Source organism: Massilia sp. LjRoot122 (assembly GCF_964252725.1).
Lineage (GTDB): Bacteria > Pseudomonadota > Gammaproteobacteria > Burkholderiales > Burkholderiaceae_D > Telluria.
On record NZ_CAXUPB020000005.1, the window covers coordinates 1 to 21,356 of the forward strand.

Genomic DNA, 21,356 nt, shown 5'->3' on the forward strand with positions numbered 1-21,356 from the left:
GCGAGGGCGCCGCCGCCTTATTCCACCGTCACCGATTTGGCCAGGTTGCGCGGCTTGTCCACATCGGTGCCGCGTGCCAGCGCGGTGTGATAGGCCAGCAGCTGCAGTGCCGCCACGTGCAGGATCGGCGACAGGTCGCCATAGTGCTCCGGCAGGCGGATCACGTGCAGGCCGTCGCCCGAGGTGATGCGCGAGTCGACGTCGGCGAACACGTAGAGCTGGCCGCCGCGGGCGCGCACTTCCTGCATGTTCGACTTCAGCTTTTCCAGCAGCGCGTCATTCGGGGCAATCGTGACCACCGGCATCTCTTCGGTCACCAGCGCCAGCGGGCCGTGCTTCAGCTCGCCTGCCGGGTAGGCTTCGGCGTGGATGTACGAGATTTCCTTCAGCTTGAGCGCGCCTTCGAGGGCGATCGGATAGTGCATGCCGCGGCCCAGGAACAGGGCGTTTTCCTTGCGCGCGAACTCTTCGGCCCAGGCCATGATCTGCGGCTCCAGTGCCAGCACCGAGCTCAGCGCGACCGGCAGGTGGCGCATCGCCTTCAGGTGCTCGGCCTCTTCCGCTTCCGTCAGGCGGCCGTTCACTTGCGCCAGGGTCAGGGTCAGCAGGAACAGGGCGGCCAGCTGGGTCGTAAAGGCCTTGGTCGAGGCGACGCCCACTTCGACACCGGCGCGGGTGATGTAGGCCAGCTTGCACTCGCGCACCATGGCGCTGGTGGAGACGTTGCAGATGGTCAGCGTGTGCGGCATGCCGAGGCTGCGTGCATGCTTCAGCGCGGCCAGGGTATCGGCCGTTTCGCCGCTCTGGGAAATCGTGACGACCAGGGTCTGCGGGTGCGGGACGCTGTCGCGGTAGCGGTATTCGCTGGCGATCTCGACGTTGACCGGGACCTTGGCGATGGATTCGATCCAGTACTTCGCGGTCAGGCCGGCGTAGTAGCTGGTGCCGCAGGCCAGGATCAGCACGCGGTCGATTTCCTTGAACACGCCGTAGGCGCCGTCGCCGAACAGTTCCGGCATGATGCCGGTCACGCCTTCGAGGGTGTCGCCGATGACGCGCGGCTGCTCGAAGATCTCTTTCTGCATGTAGTGGCGGTACGGGCCGAGCTCGGCTGCGCCAGTGTGGGCGTGCACGGTCTTGACTTCACGCTCGACCGAACGTCCTTCGCTGTCGACGATCCAATAACGGGCCAGCTGCAGGTCGACCACATCGCCTTCTTCGAGGTAGATGATCTGGTTGGTGGTGCCGGCCAGCGCCATCGCGTCCGAAGCGACGAAGTTCTCGCTCTCGCCCACGCCGACGATCAGCGGCGAGCCCTGGCGGGCGGCGACCACGCGGTGCGGTTCTTCGCGCGAGAACACGGCGATCGCGTAGGCGCCATGCAGGCGCTTGACGGCCTGCTGGACGGTGTCGAACAGGTCGCCGTTATACATGTGGTCGACCAGGTGGGCGATGACTTCGGTGTCGGTCTGGCTGGTGAACTCGTAGCCGAGGCCTTTCAGCTCAGCGCGCAGCTCGTCGTGGTTTTCGATGATGCCGTTGTGGACAAGTGCGATGCGCGCGTTCGCTTCGGTCGGCGAAAAGTGCGGGTGGGCATTGTGCGAGGCCGGGGCGCCGTGGGTGGCCCAGCGGGTGTGGGCGATGCCGGTGAAGCCGTCGAGGCGGGCTTCGCGCACCTGCTCTTCGAGCTCGGCCACGCGCGAGGTGCTGCGCGCACGGGTCAGCTTGCCGTCCAGGTGCACGGCGACGCCGCAGGAGTCATAGCCGCGGTACTCGAGGCGTTTCAAGCCCTCGATCAGGACTGGAGTGATGTTGCGCTTGGCGACTGCACCGACGATACCGCACATGTTTGACCTCGTTGAAAGATGGATTTGCAATGAAACCTATCCTAGAGCAACTCGATTGAAATAAGCTTTCAGAATCCTCCTTATTTTGATAGATTATTTCACAAGCAGGACAACGTGAAATATTCTTTCATTCAAACGATATTCTTTTATATTTATTTCATTCGATGTCAGATCAACTACTACTGGACGAGCTCGATCGTCGCATTCTGAATACATTGCAGGCTGATGCATCGCATACGAATGCCGAATTGGCCGAACTCGTCCATGTCTCGCCGCCCACTTGCTTGCGCCGGGTGAAACAGCTGACCGACAGCGGCGTCATAGAACGCCAGGTTGCCATCGTCGACCCGGCCAAGGTCGGCGCACGCCTGAGCGCCATTGTCGAGATCACGCTCGACGTCCAGGCGGTCGAACGCATGGACGAGTTCGAAGCCCTGGTGGCGCCCGACCCCGCGGTGCTGCAGTGCTACCGCGTGACGCCGGGCCCGGACTTCGTGCTGATCGTGCAGGTGGCCGACATGCCGGCCTACCATGCGCTCGCCCACCGCCTGTTCACGGCGCATGCCAACGTGCGCAACGTGAAAGCCTACTTTTCCACCCACCGCTCCAAGTTCGATACCCGGATCGCGGTGTAGCCAGCCTGTGGATAACTTTGTGGATTGGCACCGGGAGAACCACAGGATAAGCCTGTGATTACCCTGTGTTCTTCCTGTGCCTATCCAGTGGATTACTTCTTGGTCTTCACCGGGCGCGACCAGCCTTCGACGGTCATCTGCTTCGGACGCGAGATGGTCAGCTTGCCCGCCGGTGCATCCTTGGTGAGCGTGGTACCCGCACCCAGGGTCGCCCCCTTGCCCACGGTGACCGGGGCCACCAGCTGGCTGTCGCTGCCGATGAAGGCATCGTCCTCGATCACGGTACGGAACTTGTTGGCGCCGTCGTAATTGCAGGTGATGGTGCCGGCGCCGATGTTCACGCGCGAGCCGACGGTGGCGTCGCCCACGTAGGCCAGGTGGTTGGCCTTGCTGTGCGCGGCGACCTGGCTGTTCTTGATCTCGACGAAGTTACCCACATGGACGTCCTCGCCCAGCTCGGTACCCGGACGCAGGCGCGCGTAGGGGCCGATCTGCGACTTGTCGCCCACCACGGCGTCTTCGATGTGGCAGAAGGGCTTGATCTGGGCGCCGGCGCCGACCTTGGCATTGACCAGCACGCAGTGCGGGCCAACCGTGACACCATCGGCCAGTTCGACCCGGCCTTCGAACACGCAGCCGACGTCGATCACGACGTCGCGGCCGCAGACCAGCTCGCCGCGCACGTCGATGCGGGCCGGGTCCATCAGGGTCACACCTTTTTCCAGCAGGGCAGTGGCGATGTTCAGCTGGTGGCGGCGCTCGAGCTCGGCCAGCTGGACCTTGCTGTTGACGCCGGCCACTTCCCATTCGGCGGAAGGCTGGGCCGACACCACCGGCACGCCGTCCGCAACGGCTTGGGCCACGATGTCGGTCAGGTAGTATTCGCCCTGGGCGTTATTGTTCGACAGCGCGGCCAGCCATTTCTTGAGGTGGGTGGTCGGGACGCACATGATGCCGCTGTTGATCTCGCGGATCGCGCGCTCGGCTTCGCTGGCGTCTTTCTCTTCGACGATGCGGACGATGCTGCCGTTCTCGCGCACGATGCGGCCCAGGCCGAAGGGATTGGCCTGCTCCACGGTCAGGATGGCGAGCTTGTCGGTGCCGGCGGCCTCGACCAGGCGGCCGAGCGAGGCGGCGGTGGTCAGCGGGACGTCGCCGTACAGCACCAGGGTCGGCACGCTCTCATCCAGCTGGGGCACCGCCTGCATCACCGCATGGCCGGTACCGAGCTGCGGTTGTTGCAGGGCGGTCTCGATCGCTGCGCCGGTTTGCCCGGACAACTGGGCAAGCATTTCCGGCACCGCTGCGCCTCCGTGACCGTAAATCACGCATAATTTACTCGGCGATAAGCTGCTGGCAGTATCGATAACGTGCCGCAACAGCGGTTTCCCCGCCAATGGATGCAAGACTTTCGGCAGCGCGGATTGCATGCGCTTTCCCATGCCGGCGGCGAGGATGACAACGTTCATAAGCCGTCCTAAAAAAGTTGATAATATGAAAAATTTTAACACGCCAGATACCTTGTTCCGGCGCACTGTTGCGCTGTGCCTGATTGTGCTCATGGCCCTTGTTGCAGGCTGCAGCTCGGTGCGTTTTACCTACAACCAGGGCGACACCTTACTGTATTGGTGGTTGGATTCCTATGCCGATCTGGAAGGCGAGCAGGCCGACCTGGCCAAGCGCGACATCGACAAGCTGTTCCAATGGCACCGCCAGACCCAGTTGCGCGACTATGCGAGCCTGCTCGGCACGATGCAGCGTGAACTCGCCGGCAACCCGACCCAGGCCGACCTGATCGGCATCTACAAGGAAATCCGCGTGCGCGGCGAGCGCCTGGCCCTGCGCGCCGTGCCGGAACTGACCACCCTGGCACTGTCCATCAAGCCGGATCAGATCGCCGATATCGAACGCAAGTTCATCTCGAAGAACGCGGAGTATCGCAAGAAATTTATCGAGGGGAGCACCGAGAAGCGCCAGCGCGCCCGCTTCAAGAAGGCGATGGACCAGCTCGAGCTGTGGTTCGGCAACTTCAACAGCGGGCAGGAAGACATCCTGCGCAAGGCCTCCGACGCCCGTCCTCTCGACAGCGAGATCTGGCTGGAAGAACGCGTCTGGCGCCAGCGCCGTGTCTTGAGTCTGCTGCGCAAGTTCCAGCATGAGAAACCGAACCGCGAGCAGGCGGCCGCCCAGATCACGGCGATGCAGCGCGAACTCTTCGGCCGCATGGAGTCGCCCGAGCGCAAGGCCTTCTATGACAATTACCTCGACCAGACCACGAAGTTCATGCTGACGGCCATCCGCACCGCCACCCCGGCGCAGAAAAAGCATGCACACGAGCGCATGCAGGGATGGATCAATGATTTCCAGGCCCTGGCGGCCGGGAAATAAGCAGTGGATAAGTCGGTGGACAGGCAGTGAACAAGCACTGAATAAGCGGCCGGGAAGGGCGGCACACCCACATGCTATAGTGCCGCCCATGCAAAAGAAGTCCTCCAAACCACAATCGAATCGAGGCCCGCAGCGGCCTTCCCACGGATCGCCCCGCCTGGCGCCGCGTCAGGTGCGTATCATCGGCGGCGCCTGGAAACGCGCCCTGCTGCCGGTCCTCGAGGCCGAAGGCCTGCGCCCGACGCCGGACCGCGTACGCGAGACCGTCTTCAACTGGATCCGGCACCAGCTCGGCGGCGATTTCACCGGCGCCAGCTTCCTCGACCTGTTTGCCGGTTCCGGCGCGCTCGGCTTCGAGGCCGCCAGCCGCGGTGCGGCATCGGTCACCATGGTGGATAACCATGGCCCGGCGGCACGCCAGCTCGAGCTCAACCGCGAAAAACTGAAGGCCGACAAGGTCAAGGTGCTGCGCACCGATGCGCTGGCGCTGGTGAAAGACCTGGCGGCGCGCGGCCAGCGTGTCGACGTGATCTTCCTCGATCCGCCCTACCAGCTGGGCCTGCTTACCCAGATCCTGCCGCTGTGCCCGGCCATCCTCAACGAAGACGGCCTGGTGTATGCGGAAACCGGCGAGCCCTTGCCCCTGGAAGAGGGCGAGCAGCCCGAATGGCTGGCCGGCTGGGAAGCGATTCGCTCGGACAAGGCCGGCATGGTCTATTACTACCTGCTGAAGTTACACAAGAAAGACGCCTGAGCGGCCAAAACTGCACAAGGATTGGGCAAAGACCGCCCCCCGCTGGGGCGGCTGCCGGATTTTCAGGCATAATGCGCGTTCTTACAGGGTGATTCTCCAAGGGAGCCGCAATGGTTGTAGCCGTTTATCCAGGTACTTTCGATCCGCTCACGCGTGGCCATGAGGACCTGGTGCGCCGTGCATCGGGCCTGTTCGACCGCCTGGTGGTCGGCGTGGCCGACAGCAAGAACAAGAAACCCTTCTTCTCGCTCGACGAGCGCCTGGAAATCGCCAACGAAGTGCTGGGCCATTATCCGAACGTGCAGGTTGAAAGTTTTTCCGGCCTGCTGAAGGATTTCGTGCGCCAGCACGATGCGCGCGTGATCGTGCGCGGCCTGCGCGCGGTGTCCGACTTCGAATACGAATTCCAGATGGCGGGCATGAACCGCTACCTGCTCCCGGATGTCGAAACCCTGTTCCTGACCCCGTCCGACCAATATCAGTTCATTTCGGGCACCATCGTGCGCGAGATCGCAATGCTGGGCGGCGACGTGTCGAAATTCGTCTTCCCGTCGGTGGACCGCTGGCTGCAAAAGAAGATCGCAGCGATGAAGGCCGCGCCGGCAGCCTAAGCAACAAGGAACGAGTACCACCATGGCACTGATGATTACCGACGATTGCATCAACTGCGACGTCTGCGAACCCGAATGCCCGAACGACGCCATTTCGATGGGCGCCGAGTTCTACCAGATCGATCCGCACAAGTGCACCGAATGCGTCGGCCATTTCGACGAGCCGACCTGCGCCGTGCTATGCCCGGTCGCATGCATTCCCCTGAATCCTGAATGGCGCGAAACGCGCGAGCAGCTTCAGGCGAAATACGAACGCCTGACCGCCCCCAAGGCGGAGACCTGATCCCAAGCCGGCTTTCACGCCGGCTTTTTATTTCCTTGTCACACGCAGGCCTGTGTGCGCGCACGCGCATAAGGCGGTCTGCGGCGGTGCTATCCTGATTTCATGGAGACGCCCGACGATCGCAAGGAAGCCCTGCCTTCCGCTTTCCAGGAACACCTCGGCACGGTGTCCGAATTCTATGCGCGGCATAACGAAGACCTGTCGCCGGTCCAGCGTGCCGTCGAAAAGATCAGCTATTTCCTCGGCAGCCCGGGCTATATCGTCGGCAACCTGGTCTTCGTTGTCCTCTGGATCGCCTGGAACCTGGCCGCGCCCGAACTCGGCTTTACGCAATGGGACGAGCCGCCCTTCTTCTGGCTGCAGGGGCTGATTGCCCTGAATGCCTTCGTGATCTCCACCACGGTGCTGATTCGCCAGAATCGCATGTCCATCCTCGCCAACCACCACGCCCATCTCGACCTCCAGGTCAACCTGCTGGCTGAGGAAAAGAACAGCAAGATCATCCAGATGCTGGAGGAATTGCGGCGCGACATGCCCAACGTCCGCGACAAGGTCGACCGCGAAGCCGAAGAACTGAGCAAACCGTCCGATACCGGCGCCATCCTGGCCATCATCGAAGAGTCGTCGGACCAGCTCAATTGCGAACGCAAATAATAACCGAGACTCATCAAGATGCATGAATAGAAGGTGAACTGTGTCAAACACCACGCATATCTCATCAAGATTCTGTCTTCATGAGCTCAACTCCATTCAATAGCTTTTTTCAGGCACGGTTTTAAAGAGTATTCCAAAACGATCAATTACTCATTTTTTCCGGCAAACATGCGCTCAACGTCTGCTAATATTTCCTCATCATGCGGATGAATGGATTTTCTGCTGATTCATCGTGTTGACTCTTCGTGAACTTTGTTAAATCATCGAAGCGAGAAAGCCCCGGTAACGAAGAGTCACCGAAGAAACCGGGAAAAACGGGAGAAACGGGCGAAAAAAAACGCGGCGTCCGGATCGGAGGCCGCGTTCAATGGAGGAAGATGAATCAGTGGCGCTTGGCCAGGTGGGCTTTCGGCGGGCGCGGGCGCACGGCCAGCACTGCGGCGCGGCCGATACCGACCAGCAGCGGACGGAAGAACATGGCAACGCCACCCAGCAGGGCAAGGCCGGTAGCTGTACGGAGGACCTGGCCGACGGGAACGGCTGCCACGGCAGCGCCGGCGGTCTGGATAAGGGTCAGGGAAGCAGACATGGTGAGTGAATTGTTCAGTTGCAAGCAATATAGTGCGATGCAACATATAAATCTAATTTTGTTCCCTGATGTCGCTTATGCATTTCATGAATACTTGAGGTACACTGGTAACACTTCCTGTATGCCATCAATAAGTTCCCATGAGCTTTCTGACGCTTGACCTGAACCTGCTGCGCGTGTTCGACGCAGTGATGACCGAGCAAAACCTCACCCGCGCCGCCGGGCACCTCGCGATGACCCAGCCGGCGGTATCGAACGCCATCAAGCGGCTGCGCGAAAGCCTGGGAGACGAACTCCTGATCCGCACCGCCTACGGGGTTAAGCCGACGCCGCGTGCGGAAGCGCTGTGGCCGGCCGTGCGCCAGGCCCTGGCCGCGCTGGAAGCGGCCGTGATGCCGGAAACTTTCGACGTCTCGAAGGCGCAAGCCACCTTCCGGATGGCGATGGCCGACGCCACCGCCGCCCTGTGGCTGCCTTCGCTGATGCGCTCGATCGAGCGTGAGGCGCCGGGCGTAAACATCCGCATGGTGCCCCTGACGACGCGCGAACCGCGGCCGATGCTGCTGCGCGGCGACATCGACCTGGCGGTCGGCTTCTTCCCGGGCGTGGCGGCCCAGCTGTCCTATGAAACCGGCTCGCCGATCCGCCACGAGCGCCTGTATTCCGGCGTGTACGTGTGCGTGATGCGCAAGGATCACCCGCTGGCCAAGGAAAAGCTCGACCTCGACACCTACTGCAAGGCCAATCACCTGCTGGTGAGTTTCTCCGGACGCGCCCACGGCCTGGTCGACGAAGCCCTGGCCCAGATCGGCCGCGAACGCCGCATCCTGCTGACGGTGAACCAGTTCTTCACGGCGGGGCGCGTGGTGGCGAATTCGGATTTGATCACGGTGCTGCCGAAGCACCTGATGGTCTCGACCGGCATGACCGACGCGCTGGTCTGGCGCGAGCTGCCTTTCCAGCTGCCACCCGTGCACCTGGACATGCTTTGGCACGAGCGCGACGGCCGCAGCCCGGCACACCGCTGGCTGCGCAAGAATCTGGAAACGATGTCGGAAACTGCGGCGCCAAAGACCGGCGCACGCAAGGTAGTGTAACTGCCCGGTCCGCTCAGCGGATCGGCAGCTTGGTCGTGTTCTTGACCTCTTCCATCACCGCATAGGTGTGCGTTTCGCGCACGCCTTTCTGCAGCAGGGTCTTGCCCAGGAATTCGCGGTAGGCCGCCATGTCTTTCACGCGCGCCTTGACCAGGTAGTCGAAGCCGCCCGCGACCATGTGACACTCGAGCACTTCCGGAATCATCTGGACGCTCTGTTTGAATGCATCGAACACCTCGGGAGTGGTACGATCGAGTACCACTTCGATGAACACCAGCAGCGAGACGTCCAGCAGCTGCGGGTTGAGCTGGGCGGTGTAGCCCATGATGTAGCCGGATTCGTGCAGCTTGCGCACGCGCTCCAGGCAGGCGGCGGGAGAGAGGTTGACCCGAGCAGCCAGTTCGACGTTGCTGATTCGTCCGTCGTTCTGGAGTTCCGCCAGAATTTTCTTACTGATCTTGTCGAGCATGGTCCGTCTCCTGCCATGTAAATATTATTCGGTCAGATTGTCTCACCAAAAACTATCTTTTGCTAGTCTGTCTTAAAAACAGAATTAATCCAGAAGATTTCCTTCTACAATCGAATCATTCAATTGTGTTCCACAGCACGCCGTCCGCCCTCGTTGCGGTACGGCGTTTTTTGCTGCATGGGCACGGTTCCCGTTTCCTTTTTAGAAGAGTCACCATGCAGATCGACGCCGCCCTGGCTAGCACCTCGGCCTCCACCTTTGTCCCCTTCGACGCGCTCCAGCTCGAGGTCAAGCGCGACCAGACCCCGCTGCGCGAAGCCATCACCAATGCCTACCGCCGCGACGAAGCCGAGGCCGTGCAGTGGCTGCTGGGCCAGGGTGCCAGCGCCAACGGCGACGCCTACATGCTGGCCCACCGCCTGGTCTCGAGCGTGCGCGAGAAGCGCACCCGCTCCTCGGGCGTCGACGCGCTGATGCACGAGTTCTCGCTGTCGTCGGAAGAAGGCGTGGCGCTGATGTGCCTGGCCGAGGCGCTGCTGCGCATCCCGGACAGCGAGACCGCCGACCGCCTCATCGCCGACAAGATCAGCAAGGGCGACTGGAAGAAGCACCTGGGCGAATCGCCTTCGCTGTTCGTCAACGCGGCCACCTGGGGCCTGCTCATCACCGGCAAGCTGGTCTCGACCAACAGCGAAAAGAACCTGGGATCGGCGCTCACCCGCCTGATCGCCAAGGGCGGCGAACCCCTGATCCGCAAGGGCGTCGACATGGCGATGCGCATGCTGGGCAACCAGTTCGTCACCGGCCAGACCATCGAGGAAGCACTGAAGAACAGCCGCGAGAACGAGACCCGCGGCTACCGCTACTCCTACGACATGCTGGGCGAGGCCGCGCTCACCGAAGCCGACGCCAGGAACTACTACGCCTCGTACGAAACCGCGATCCATGCGATCGGCAAGGCCTCGAACGGCCGCGGCATCAAGGACGGTCCGGGCATCTCGATCAAGCTGTCGGCCCTGCATCCGCGCTACAGCCGTGCCCAGTACTGGCGCGTGATGAACGAGCTGCTGCCGCGCGTGCGCAGCCTGGTCCTGCTGGCCAAGCAGTACAACATCGGCATCAACATCGACGCCGAAGAAGCCGACCGCCTCGAGATCTCGCTCGACATGCTGGAGGCACTTGCTTTTGATCCGGAGTTGGCCGGCTTCGAAGGCATCGGCCTGGTGGTGCAGGCTTACCAGAAGCGCTGCCCCTTCGTGATCGACTTCGTGGTCGACCTGGCCAAGAGGAGCGGCCGCAAGTTCATGGTGCGCCTGGTGAAGGGCGCCTACTGGGACGCCGAGATCAAGCGCGCCCAGGTCGACGGCATGCCGGGCTACCCGGTCTACACCCGCAAGGTGTACACCGACCTGTCCTATCTCACCTGCGCACGCAAGCTGCTGGCGGCCAGCGACATCATCTATCCGCAGTTCGCGACCCACAACGCACACTCGCTGTCGGTGATCTACACCTGGGCCAAGGCCGAGGGCATCAGCAACTACGAATTCCAGTGCCTGCACGGCATGGGCGAGACCCTGTACGACCAGGTCGTCGGCCCGCGCAAGCTGGACAAGGCCTGCCGCATCTACGCGCCGGTCGGTTCGCACGAAACCCTGCTGGCCTATCTGGTGCGCCGCCTGCTGGAAAACGGCGCCAACTCGTCCTTCGTGAACCAGATCGTGGACGAGAACGTGGCCATCGACAGCCTGCTGGCCGACCCCTTCGAGCAGGCACGCGCCGCCGGCGGCAAGCCGCACCCGGCGATCGCGCTGCCGCTGCAGCTGTTCGGTGACGAGCGCAAGAATTCAAGCGGCCTGGACTTGGTCAACGAGAACATGCTGACCACGCTCGCGGAAGGTTTGGCAAAGCAGCGCCAGCACAGCGCCGCGCCGCTGATCGCCGGTCCGGTGGAAGCGAGCGAGAAGGCGAACATCGTCAATCCCGCCATGTCGGGCGACATCGTGGGCCAGGTCGTCGAGGCCTCGCGCCCTGATGTCGACACCGCGCTGTCCGCTGCCGCCGCCTTCGCCGGCGAATGGGAAGCGACGTCCGCCGAGACCCGCGCCGGCGTGCTGGAACGCACCGCCGACCTGTTCGAGCAGAACGGCACCGAACTGATGGCGCTGGCCGTGCGCGAAGCCGGCAAATCGCTGCCGAACGCGATCGCCGAACTGCGCGAAGCGGTCGACTTCCTGCGCTACTACGCGGTGCAGATCCGCGAATCGAAAGCCGAGGGCGCACTCGGTCCGGTCACCTGCATCTCGCCATGGAACTTCCCGCTGGCGATCTTCACCGGCCAGGTGGCCGCCGCCCTCGCGGCCGGCAACGTGGTGCTGGCCAAGCCGGCCGAACAGACCCCGCTGATCGCGCACCGCGCGGTCGAGCTGTTCATCGAAGCCGGCTGCCCGCGCGCCGCCCTGCAGCTGCTGCCGGGCCGCGGCGAAGTCGTGGGCGCCGCCCTGACCTCGGACTCGCGTGTAAAGGGCGTGATCTTCACCGGTTCCACCGAAGTGGCGCAGCTGATCAACCGTACCCTGGCGAAGCGTGCCGAACACGAGGGCATCGACATCCCGCTGGTGGCCGAAACCGGCGGCCAGAACGCCCTGATCGTCGATTCCTCGGCGCTGCCGGAGCAGGTGGTGCAGGACGTGCTGTCCTCGGCCTTCGACTCGGCCGGCCAGCGCTGCTCGGCGCTGCGCGTGCTGTTCCTGCAGGAGGATATCGCCGACAAGACCATCACCATGCTCAAGGGCGCGATGCAGGAACTGCGCGTCGGCTCGCCCGACCGCCTGGCCACCGACATCGGCCCGGTGATCGATGCCGAAGCCCAGCGCAACCTGCTGGCCCACATCGAGCGCATGCGCGCCACCGCGCGCAGCCACTTCGCGCTGGAGCTGCCGAACAGCGTCAGCAAGGCCGGCACCTTCGTGCCGCCGACCGTGCTGGAAATCGGCTCGCTGGCGGAACTGAAGCACGAAGTCTTCGGTCCGGTCCTGCACATCGTGCGCTACCGCCGCGCCGACCTGCCGAAGGTGATCGACACCATCAACGCCACCGGCTACGGCCTGACCCTGGGCGTGCATTCGCGGATCGACGAGACCATCGACTTCATCGTGTCGCGCGCCCACGTCGGCAACATCTACGTGAACCGCAACATCGTGGGCGCAGTCGTGGGCGTGCAGCCTTTCGGCGGCGAAGGCAAATCAGGCACCGGCCCGAAGGCCGGCGGTCCGCTCTACCTGAAGCGCCTGCAGCGCCATGCAGCGCCGCTGATGGAGCACAGCCGCGTGTTCGACGCCGGCCTGGATGCGCTGCTCGGCTGGCTGCGCAACAACGGCCAGCAAGACCTCGCGACCCTGGCCCAGGCCTATGGCCGCACGGCACTCAAGGGTATCGAGATGGTCCTGCCGGGTCCGACCGGCGAGCGCAATACCCTGGCCTTCACGCCGCGCGGCACCGTGCTGTGCGCACCGAAGAGCGCCGCCGGCCTGCTCAACCAGGTGGCCGCAAGCCTCGCCAACGGCAACCGCGCGCTGGTGCTGGCCGCGCCGGAGCTGATCCCGGCCAAGCTGCCGGCGCTGGTGAAGGAACGCGTGCGCTTCATCGGCGAGGACGAAATCGATGCGAGCGAATTCCAGGTCGCGCTGCTGGAAGCGGGCCTCGCCGGTTCGCTGCGCAGCAAGCTGGCGGCGCGCACCGGCGCCATCGTGGGCATCGTCGACACCACGGCCCAGGAGCCGGTCGCCCTGTGGCGGCTGGTGGCCGAGCGGGCCGTCTGCGTCAACACGACGGCGGCTGGGGGCAACGCAAGCCTCATGACCTTGGGAGTGTAATCATCACGGGGAGCGCAAGCTCCCCTTTTTTTTACAACAGGAGTAGCGTAGTAGCAGAAGTCACATTCTTATAAAAATGGAGGTAGACATGCTTGTTGGCGTACCTAAGGAGATCAAGAATCACGAGTACCGCGTCGGCCTGACCCCGCCCTCGGTGCGCGAACTGACGTCACGCGGACACGAAGTCATCGTGCAGCAAGGCGCCGGCGAGCAGATCGGGCTGTCGGACGAGCAGTACATGGCGGCCGGCGCCGGCATCGTGGCCACGGCGAAGGAAATCTTCGCGCGCGCCGACATGATCGTGAAGGTCAAGGAACCGCAGCCGCAAGAGTGCGCGATGCTGCGCGAAGGGCAGGTGCTCTACACCTATCTGCACCTGGCGCCGGATCCTGAACAAACCGCCGCGCTGGTGAAATCCGGCGCGGTCTGCATCGCCTACGAAACCATCACCGGCCCAGGCGGCGGCCTGCCGCTGCTGGCGCCGATGAGCGAAGTGGCCGGCCGCATGGCGATCCAGGCCGGCGCCGCGCACCTGGAAAAGTCCAAGGGCGGCATGGGCCTGCTGCTGGGCGGCGTTCCGGGCGTCGCCGCGGGCCACGTGGTGATCATCGGCGCGGGCGTGGTCGGCACCAATGCGCTGCAGATGGCGGTCGGCACCGGCGCCCGCGTCACGGTGCTCGACAAGAACGTCGACCGCCTGCGCCAGCTCGATCTCGTCTTCGGCAACCGCATCTCCACGCTCTACTCCAACGCGCATGCGATCGAGGAAGCGGTACTGTCGGCAGATTTGGTGATCGGCGGCGTGCTGGTGCCGGGCGCCGCAGCGCCGAAGCTGGTCACCCGCGACATGATCTCGCGCATGAAGAAAGGCGCGGTGGTGGTGGACGTCGCGATCGACCAGGGCGGCTGCTTCGAGACTTCGCATGCGACCACCCACGCCGACCCGACCTTCGTGGTCGATGGCGTGATCCACTACTGCGTGGCCAATATGCCGGGCGCAGTGGCGCGCACCTCGACCTTCGCGCTGAACAACGCGACCATCGGACACGCGGTGGCGCTGGCCACCAAGGGCTGGCGCCAGGCGCTCTCGGATGACGTCCACCTGCGTAATGGCCTGAACGTCTGCCAGGGCAAGGTGACTTATGAAGCCGTGGCCCGCGATCTGAACTACAACTACGTGCCGGCCGAATCGCTCCTCGGCTGAAGCGGCGCTTCCCGTAGATCCCGGCATACGCGCCGGGTGATGTGGAAGGCATACTGCGCGGCCACCGATTTCACGAAACGCATGAAATCGGTGGCCGCGTTTTCATTGGCGTTGTCGGACACGGTGCGGATGACCGCACAGGGCACGCCCAGCTCGTGGCACACCTGGGCCACCGCGGCACCCTCCATTTCGACCGCCACGAGGCCGGGAAGGGCTGCGTTGAGCCCGTTCAGGTGCGCGCGGTCGGTCATGAACTGATCGCCGCTCGCCACCAGGCCGCGGTGCACACGCGGTTGCGCCAGCCGGAATGTACGCCGCTCTCCTTCGCTGATCGCATCCAGGAAGTCCAGCTCCAGGAAGTCATGGGCAGCGCGCGACAGGCGCATCGACAGCTGCAGATCGGGCGGGAAGTGCGTCAGGCCGGTCAGCGGCACCTCGAAACGGGGAAATAGCGGACTGGCATCCATGTCGTGCTGGACCAGGGCTTCGGCCACCACGATATCGCCTACCTGGACCGTTTTATCCCCCGCACCGGCCACGCCGGTGAAGAGGATGTGGGTAACTCCGAACTTTTCCACAAGCGTCGTGGCCGTCATGGCAGCCGCAACCTTCCCAATTCGCGACAGAACGCACACAGCGTCGATTTCCCACAGTGTTCCTGCCCAGTACTCGCGCTTGCCATGGATGAGCCTGGAGGGCCCTCTGATGGCTTCCACGAGCCCCAGCTGTTCTTCGACCAGCGCGCTGATGATCCCCAAACGCATGTTTTTCCTTGATTTTCTTGTGTTTTTTACTAGACCAGCGGCTTGCGGAAGTAGACCACACGCTCGGTTTCGCTAAATCCGAGCGCCTGGTGCATCGCATGGCTGGCCGTATTCTCGAGCAAGGCATCCGATGCCATCTCGCTGCAACCCTGTTCTTTCGCCCATTGTTCGGCAACCCGGACCAGCTGGACGGCAATGCCCTGCCTGCGGAAGCCTGGAGCGACATACAAGCCTTCCAGGAAACCGACCGGCGAGGATTCCGTTCCGTTGACGTAATCGCTGCGCAGCGCCACTTCGACCAGTCCCTGGGGCTCTCCAGCGCTGGAATACGCGATGAACTGTGCATAACGGCCGGGTTGTGCACACAGTTCCTGCATTTCAGGCAAGTGTTCGTCGGGATCTGCAGGCCATAAAGCCATGCGCAGTTGCAACCAGCCGGCTTGTTCAACGCTTGTGCACGGTTTGATCGAGCTCATGAAGCGGGAGTTTTCTACGCTAGAGCGTCCATTTTGCTTGTCTTACGGGTGTGAGGCCAGAAAAAACCGCGTTTCCTGGCTTTTCCAGCACTGCAGAGCTTCAGGGTATTAGTTAACTAAAGTTTGTATACAAACTGGTAGTAGATAGTAAACGCGGCTTTTTCTGTTGATAACTCGCGTTTACTCCACAGTATCAAATACTTGGCGAGCTTTTTACTGGCAGGACAAAGTTTGTGTGGGCCTTGAACGAAAGGTGGACAGATTTTGGCTTGCGCGGTAAACGCTGCGTTCTGCACATCCGATCCTGTGGATATACCTCGACTTTTCCACAGCAGGCTTGGCAGAAATCAGCGAGAAAGCGGTTTTGCGTGCTGCCTGGCAGCTTTTGGCAAAACAGTGCTCAGCCGTTTTTGATGACAGGCAGTGTCCAGGGTCGATGCACTGCTGGCGGATTCGCGTTGTCAGTTTTGTTGTTGTAGTAAACAAGTTTGTATACAAACTGGTAGTAATAGTAAACGAGCAGGTTCCTGTGGATAAGAAGAGTTTTCTCCACAACGTCAATGGTTTACGGTCGCTTTAAGGCCATGTACAAGACTTGTTTTTGAACTGTAGGAAAGTTGGACAGAATTCCTGCGTGTCGGTTTACTGAGCTGTTCTACACATTCGATCCTGTGGATATCCCAGCTGTTTTCCACAGACCCGTGCGAGAAGAGAGGGTTTTTGCAGTCAGGAGTTGCGGTGTGCCTTTGGTCAAGGCTGGATGGAGACCAAGCCAGGGCTTGCAGGCAGAGCATCTTGAAGCTGTGCGATTGCTGCGACGGCGGACAAAAAAAAATTGAAAAAAGTTTTGCAAGGTTTACAAAGCAAAGTTTGTATATAAGGATAGTAGTAGTGGTTAACGCAGGCCCCAGCTTGTGGAAAACGCACTTTAGGCCTGAGAAATCATCGACTTACAGAAGGTATAAGGCGGTGCAGCACTGACGCGTTGGGGCTGTCGGTAAACTGGACAAGATTTCGCGGATCTGAAATTTGCCCGGTTCTGCACAAAACAGACCTGTGGATATCAATAGGCTTATCCACAGGAGGGCCCTAGACTTCCGTTTACGATCTGGTAAGCTTGCCTCATCGAATGACGAACGGAGGGCTGGTGAATCTCGATACACGGTTTCGACAGTCCATGTTCCGGCCCGCGAAAGGCGACTTGCGTTCGCTTTGCAGCGCCGTTCGGGAACGCTAGCCTTGGAACCGGCCGGCGAGTACGACTACATCATCGTCGGCGGCGGCACGTCCGGCTGTGTGCTGGCAAACCGCCTGACATGCAATCCCGATATCGACGTCCTGCTGGTGGAAGCGGGCGGCCGTGACGATTACCTGTGGATCCACATCCCGGTCGGCTACCTGCATTGCATCGGCAATCCGCGCACGGACTGGCTGTTCCGTACCGAAGCCGATCCTGGCCTGAACGGACGGGCGCTGATCTACCCGCGGGGCAAGGTCCTGGGCGGCAGTTCGTCGATCAACGGCATGATCTACATGCGCGGCCAGCCTGCCGATTACGCACGATGGGCCGAGGTATCGGGCGACGATTCCTGGCGCTGGGAAGGGGTGCTGCCGCTGTTCAAGCGTAGCGAAGACCACTACCTGGGCGCGAGCGAGGTGCATGGAGCGGGCGGCGAATGGCGCGTGGAAAAGCAGCGCCTGTCCTGGAAAATCCTGGATGCCTTCCGTGAAGCGGCGCATGAGGTCGGCATCCCGAAGATCGCTGACCTGAATGCCGGCCTGGGCGAGGGAACGGCGTATTTCGAGGTCAACCAGCGGCGCGGCATCCGCCTGAATACGGCGAAAGCCTTCCTGAAGCCGGCGGCGAAACGGCCGAACCTGACGATCATGACCGGCTGTCACGTCGAGCGCCTGCTGTTCGAGGATACGCCACAAGGCAAGGCCTGCACCGGCATCCGCTTCACAGGCGCCGGACGCGTCTACACGGCAAAAGCTCACCGAGAAACCCTGCTGGCGGCAGGGGCGGTGGGCTCGCCGCAGATCCTGCAGCTGTCCGGCATCGGTGCGGCGGAAGAACTCCAGCGTCACGGCATCGCCCCGGTAGTGGAGCTGCCCGGGGTCGGCGGCAATCTGCAGGACCACCTGCAGCTGCGGATGATCTTCAAGGTGCGGGGCGTGCCGACCCTGAACACGCGCGCCACCAACTGGTTCGGCAAGACCCTGATCGGCCTCGAATACGCCTTGTTCCAGAGCGGGCCGATGTCGATGGCGCCATCCCAGCTCGGCGGCTTCGCCAGGTCTGCGCCGGAACTGGCCGCACCGAACCTGCAGTACCACGTCCAGCCTCTTTCGTTGGACAAGTTCGGCGATCCGCTGCACCGCTTCCCGGCCTTCACGGCCAGCGTCTGCAACCTGCAGCCAACTTCGCGCGGGCAGGTGCGCCTCGCCTCCGGCGACAGTTACGCGGCGCCGAAGATCACGCCGAACTACCTGAGCACCGAGGCTGACCGGAAAACCGCCGCCGCGGCGCTGGCGCTGACGCGCCGCATCGTGGCCGCGCCGGCATTGGCGAAGTACCGGCCTGAAGAGTTCATGCCTGGTCCGCAATACCAGAGCGAGGAAGAACTGGCCCAGGCGGCAGGGCTGGTCGGCACCACGATTTTCCATCCGGTCGGCACCTGCCGCATGGGGCGGAAAGACGATCCGCTGGCCGTGGTCGACGGCCGCCTGCGCGTGCACGGCATCGCAAAACTGCGGGTCGTCGACGCCTCGATCATGCCTTTCATTACTTCGGGAAATACCAATTCGCCGACCATCATGATTGCGGAGAAGGCTGCGCAGGACATCCTCACCGCGCACATTAGCCCAGCCGTATTGTGACGGCCTCCGCTTGTATGTATTATCTGGCAAGTAGTCCTTATCGTTCTGTCGATCGCAGCACCCGGTGTTGGAGAGTCAATGGCGGATGTCATCCTGGAGACGAAGGCGCTCACCAAGGAGTTCAAGGGATTCACGGCAGTCAGTGAGGTCAACCTCCAGGTCGAACGCGGCCACATCCACGCCCTGATCGGCCCCAACGGCGCCGGCAAGACTACCTGCTTCAACCTGCTCACGAAATTCCTGGCGCCGAGCGCGGGCCGGATCCTCTTCAACGGCCGCGACATCACCGCCGCCCGGCCGGCCCAGATCGCCCGCATGGGCATCATCCGTTCCTTCCAGATTTCCGCCGTCTTCCCGCACATGACGGTGCGCGAGAACGTGCGCATCGGCCTGCAGCGCCGGCTCGGCACCAGCTTCCACTTCTGGCGCAGCAGCCGTTCCCTGGACAGCCTGAACGAACGCGCACTAAGCCTGCTGGCCGAGGTCGGCCTGGAAAGCTTCGCCGACACCATGACGGCCGACCTGCCCTACGGCCGCAAGCGTGCCCTGGAAATCGCCACCACGCTGGCAATGGAGCCGGAACTGATGCTGCTGGACGAGCCGACCCAGGGCATGGGCCACGAAGATGTCCACAGGGTGACCGAGCTCATCAAAAAGGTCGCGGCGGGCCGCACCATCCTCATGGTCGAGCACAACATGAAGGTGGTGGCGGGCATCTGCGACCGCATCTCGGTGCTGCAGCGCGGCGCCGTGCTGGCCGAAGGCAGCTACGCCGAGGTGTCGCGCAATCCGCTGGTGATGGAAGCCTATATGGGCACGGCCGACGGCCAGCTGGGCGGAGCACAGGCATGACGGCGGCGCTCGAGATCAAAGACCTGCACGCCTGGTACGGCGAATCGCACATCCTGCATGGCATCGGCCTGGACGTGGCGCCGGGCGAAGTCGTGACCCTGCTGGGCCGCAACGGCGCCGGCCGGACCACGCTGCTGCGCGCCATCATGGGCCTGACCGGCCGCCGCAGCGGCTCGATCCGGGTGAACGGTGTCGAGGCGATCGGCCTGCCGACGCACCGGATCGCCCACCTCGGCATCGGCTATTGCCCGGAAGAGCGCGGCATCTTCGCTTCGCTGTCGGCCGAGGAAAACCTGCTGCTGCCGCCGCAACTGAAGGGGGCAGAGGCGGGCATGAGCGTGGACGAGATCTACGCGATGTTCCCCAACCTCTACGAGCGCCGGCACAGCCAGGGCACGCGCCTGTCGGGCGGCGAACAGCAGATGCTGGCGGTCGCGCGCATCCTGCGCACCGGCGCGCGCCTGCTGCTGCTGGACGAGATTTCCGAAGGCCTGGCGCCGGTCATCGTGCAGAGCCTGGCGCGCACCATCACGACCCTCAAGGCCAAGGGCTACACGATCGTCATGGTCGAACAGAATTTCCGCTTTGCCGCGCCGCTCGCGGACCGCTTCTATGTGGTCGAGCACGGCCGGGTCGTCGAATCCATCGCTGCCGCGGAACTGGACAGCAGGATGCCGCTGCTGACCGAGCTGCTCGGCGTCTGAACACCTGTGAATAACCCGCACACATAAGGGAGACACCATGAAACGCACCGCCATCGCCCTCGCTGCCGCCACCGCCTTCGGCCTGTCCATGCCCGCCCAGGCGCAAATCTCGGGCGAGGTCATCAAGATCGGCTTCATCACCGACCTGTCCGGCGTCTATTCCGACGTCGACGGCAATGGCGGCGCGGAAGCGATCCGCATGGCGATCGCCGACATGGGCGGCGCGATCAACGGCAAGAAGATCCAGCTGGTCGTGGCGGATCACCAGAACAAGCCGGACATCGCCGCCTCGAAGGCACGCGAATGGTTCGACCAGCAGGGCGTCGACCTGCTCATCGGCGGTACGAATTCCGGCGCCAGCCTGGCGATGGCCAAGGTCGCCGCGGAAAAGAAAAAAGTGTTCATTGCAATCGGTTCCGGCACCGCGCAGCTGACCAACGAGCAGTGCACGCCCTACACCGTCCACTACGCCTACGACACCGTGGCGCTGGCGCGCGGCACCGGCGCGACCATGCTGAAGCAGGGCGGCAAGTCCTGGTACTTCCTGACCGCCGACTACGCCTTCGGCCATTCGCTCGAGAAGGATACCGCGGACGTCGTCAAGGCCGGCGGCGGCACCGTGGTGGGCAGCGTCAAGCACCCCTTGTCGGCGTCCGATTTCTCGTCCTTCCTGCTGCAGGCGCAGTCGTCCAAGGCACAGGTGCTGGGCATGGCCAATGCCGGCGGCGACCTGATCAATGCGGTGAAGGCGGCCAACGAATTCGGCCTGACCAAGAAGATGAAGGTGGCCGGCCTGCTGGTGTTCATCAACGACGTGCACACCCTGGGCCTGAACACGACCCAGGGCATGTACTTCACCGACGGCTGGTACTGGGACCGCACCCCGGAAAGCCGCGCCTGGGCCAAGCGCTATTTCGCCAAGATGAAGAAGCAGCCTTCGATGCTGCAGGCGGGCGACTATTCGGCCACGATGCAGTTCCTGAACGCCGTGAAAGCCACCGGCACCGACAATGCCGACAAGGTGATGGCGCAGCTGAAGAAGACCCCGGTCAACGACATGTTCGCGAAAAACGGCACGATCCGCCCGGACGGCCGCATGGTCTACGACATGTACCTGATGCAGGTGAAGTCGCCCAAGGAATCGAAGGGCGCCTGGGATTACTACAAGGTGGTCGCCACCATCCCGGGCGAGCAGGCCTATACGAAGAAGGCCGAAACCAAATGCGCGTTGTGGAAGTAAGCGCCGCTGCTGCAGTTTGATTGCACTGCTAACAGTA

19 protein-coding genes are annotated in these 21,356 nt (G+C 62.8%); 13 read left to right on the forward strand and 6 right to left on the reverse strand.

All coding sequences use genetic code 11. The annotated features are described in order from the left end of the window. Window positions 1-17 precede the first annotated feature (17 nt). Window positions 18-1,847 carry a glutamine--fructose-6-phosphate transaminase (isomerizing) gene (glmS, locus tag ACSQ25_RS25375; RefSeq protein ID WP_436108513.1) on the reverse strand — a complete coding sequence of 610 codons (1,830 nt, stop codon included), beginning with the start codon at window positions 1,845-1,847 and terminating at the stop codon, window positions 18-20. 164 nt (window positions 1,848-2,011) lie between these two features. On the opposite strand from glmS, the gene ACSQ25_RS25380 reads away from it, so the two are divergent. Further along, window positions 2,012-2,482 (forward strand): Lrp/AsnC family transcriptional regulator, encoded by a 471-nt coding sequence (locus ACSQ25_RS25380; protein WP_436108514.1) that lies wholly within the window; start codon window positions 2,012-2,014, stop codon window positions 2,480-2,482. A gap of 92 nt (window positions 2,483-2,574) precedes the next feature. Here ACSQ25_RS25380 and glmU read toward each other — a convergent pair whose 3' ends face one another. Then, window positions 2,575-3,951, reverse strand: coding sequence for a bifunctional UDP-N-acetylglucosamine diphosphorylase/glucosamine-1-phosphate N-acetyltransferase GlmU (glmU, locus tag ACSQ25_RS25385; RefSeq protein WP_436108515.1), 1,377 nt, complete (start codon window positions 3,949-3,951; stop codon window positions 2,575-2,577). 91 nt (window positions 3,952-4,042) lie between these two features. Here glmU and ACSQ25_RS25390 point away from each other — a divergent pair, with 91 nt between their 5' ends. The 5 genes from ACSQ25_RS25390 (at window position 4,043) to ACSQ25_RS25410 (ending at window position 7,172) form a co-directional block, all read left to right on the forward strand. Further along, complete coding sequence (locus tag ACSQ25_RS25390) at window positions 4,043-4,870, forward strand: DUF6279 family lipoprotein (protein ID WP_436108516.1); 828 nt, start codon at window positions 4,043-4,045, stop codon at window positions 4,868-4,870. An 88-nt stretch (window positions 4,871-4,958) separates the two neighbouring features. After that, a complete protein-coding gene (gene rsmD, locus ACSQ25_RS25395) occupies window positions 4,959-5,624 on the forward strand; it encodes a 16S rRNA (guanine(966)-N(2))-methyltransferase RsmD (protein WP_436108517.1) in 666 nt (221 codons plus the stop codon). Window positions 5,625-5,734: 110 nt separating this feature from the next. Continuing rightward, window positions 5,735-6,235, forward strand: a complete 501-nt coding sequence (gene coaD / locus ACSQ25_RS25400; RefSeq protein ID WP_258827195.1) for a pantetheine-phosphate adenylyltransferase — start codon at window positions 5,735-5,737, stop codon at window positions 6,233-6,235. A 22-nt stretch (window positions 6,236-6,257) separates the two neighbouring features. Beyond that, on the forward strand, window positions 6,258-6,518 hold the full coding sequence (locus ACSQ25_RS25405) for a YfhL family 4Fe-4S dicluster ferredoxin (protein WP_436108518.1): 261 nt from the start codon (window positions 6,258-6,260) through the stop codon (window positions 6,516-6,518). 102 nt (window positions 6,519-6,620) lie between these two features. Continuing rightward, entirely contained in the window at window positions 6,621-7,172 is a 552-nt protein-coding gene (locus tag ACSQ25_RS25410) for a DUF1003 domain-containing protein (RefSeq protein WP_436108519.1), read from the forward strand. A 382-nt stretch (window positions 7,173-7,554) separates the two neighbouring features. On the opposite strand, the gene ACSQ25_RS25415 is transcribed toward ACSQ25_RS25410, so the two are convergent. Further along, the gene (locus tag ACSQ25_RS25415; RefSeq protein WP_436108520.1) at window positions 7,555-7,761 is read right to left on the reverse strand and encodes a hypothetical protein; all 207 of its coding nucleotides are present in this window, start codon (window positions 7,759-7,761) and stop codon (window positions 7,555-7,557) included. 140 nt (window positions 7,762-7,901) lie between these two features. Between ACSQ25_RS25415 and ACSQ25_RS25420 the strand changes: the two genes are divergently transcribed. Further along, entirely contained in the window at window positions 7,902-8,858 is a 957-nt protein-coding gene (locus tag ACSQ25_RS25420) for a LysR family transcriptional regulator (RefSeq protein ID WP_436108521.1), read from the forward strand. A gap of 13 nt (window positions 8,859-8,871) precedes the next feature. Here the strand turns inward: ACSQ25_RS25420 and ACSQ25_RS25425 are convergent, their stop codons facing one another. After that, the gene (locus tag ACSQ25_RS25425; protein WP_005664065.1) at window positions 8,872-9,327 is read right to left on the reverse strand and encodes an Lrp/AsnC ligand binding domain-containing protein; all 456 of its coding nucleotides are present in this window, start codon (window positions 9,325-9,327) and stop codon (window positions 8,872-8,874) included. Between the two features lie 215 nt (window positions 9,328-9,542). Here ACSQ25_RS25425 and putA point away from each other — a divergent pair, with 215 nt between their 5' ends. Together putA and ald are read left to right on the forward strand one after the other, a co-directional pair. Next, entirely contained in the window at window positions 9,543-13,199 is a 3,657-nt protein-coding gene (putA, locus tag ACSQ25_RS25430; protein ID WP_436108522.1) for a trifunctional transcriptional regulator/proline dehydrogenase/L-glutamate gamma-semialdehyde dehydrogenase, read from the forward strand. 88 nt (window positions 13,200-13,287) lie between these two features. Beyond that, on the forward strand, window positions 13,288-14,403 hold the full coding sequence (ald, locus tag ACSQ25_RS25435) for an alanine dehydrogenase (protein WP_436108523.1): 1,116 nt from the start codon (window positions 13,288-13,290) through the stop codon (window positions 14,401-14,403). On the opposite strand, the gene ACSQ25_RS25440 is transcribed toward ald, so the two are convergent. Further along, window positions 14,373-15,167: a 5'-methylthioadenosine/adenosylhomocysteine nucleosidase gene (locus ACSQ25_RS25440; protein ID WP_436108524.1), complete on the reverse strand. Its 795-nt coding sequence runs from the start codon at window positions 15,165-15,167 to the stop codon at window positions 14,373-14,375. The two genes, ald and ACSQ25_RS25440, sit on opposite strands and share 31 nt — an antisense overlap. A gap of 29 nt (window positions 15,168-15,196) precedes the next feature. Next, window positions 15,197-15,643 (reverse strand): aminoglycoside 6'-N-acetyltransferase, encoded by a 447-nt coding sequence (aac(6'), locus tag ACSQ25_RS25445; RefSeq protein ID WP_436108525.1) that lies wholly within the window; start codon window positions 15,641-15,643, stop codon window positions 15,197-15,199. A 1,239-nt stretch (window positions 15,644-16,882) separates the two neighbouring features. On the opposite strand from aac(6'), the gene ACSQ25_RS25450 reads away from it, so the two are divergent. The 4 genes from ACSQ25_RS25450 to ACSQ25_RS25465 all read left to right on the forward strand — a co-directional run bounded on the left by ACSQ25_RS25450 (window position 16,883) and on the right by ACSQ25_RS25465 (window position 21,319). Then, window positions 16,883-18,523: a GMC family oxidoreductase gene (locus tag ACSQ25_RS25450; protein WP_436108526.1), complete on the forward strand. Its 1,641-nt coding sequence runs from the start codon at window positions 16,883-16,885 to the stop codon at window positions 18,521-18,523. Between the two features lie 78 nt (window positions 18,524-18,601). Next, complete coding sequence (locus tag ACSQ25_RS25455; RefSeq protein ID WP_436108527.1) at window positions 18,602-19,375, forward strand: ABC transporter ATP-binding protein; 774 nt, start codon at window positions 18,602-18,604, stop codon at window positions 19,373-19,375. Further along, window positions 19,372-20,079, forward strand: coding sequence for an ABC transporter ATP-binding protein (locus tag ACSQ25_RS25460; protein WP_436108528.1), 708 nt, complete (start codon window positions 19,372-19,374; stop codon window positions 20,077-20,079). The genes ACSQ25_RS25455 and ACSQ25_RS25460 overlap by 4 nt, the downstream gene beginning before the upstream one ends. Window positions 20,080-20,116: 37 nt before the next feature. Beyond that, the gene (locus ACSQ25_RS25465) at window positions 20,117-21,319 is read left to right on the forward strand and encodes an ABC transporter substrate-binding protein (RefSeq protein ID WP_436108529.1); all 1,203 of its coding nucleotides are present in this window, start codon (window positions 20,117-20,119) and stop codon (window positions 21,317-21,319) included. Window positions 21,320-21,356: the final 37 nt, after the last annotated feature.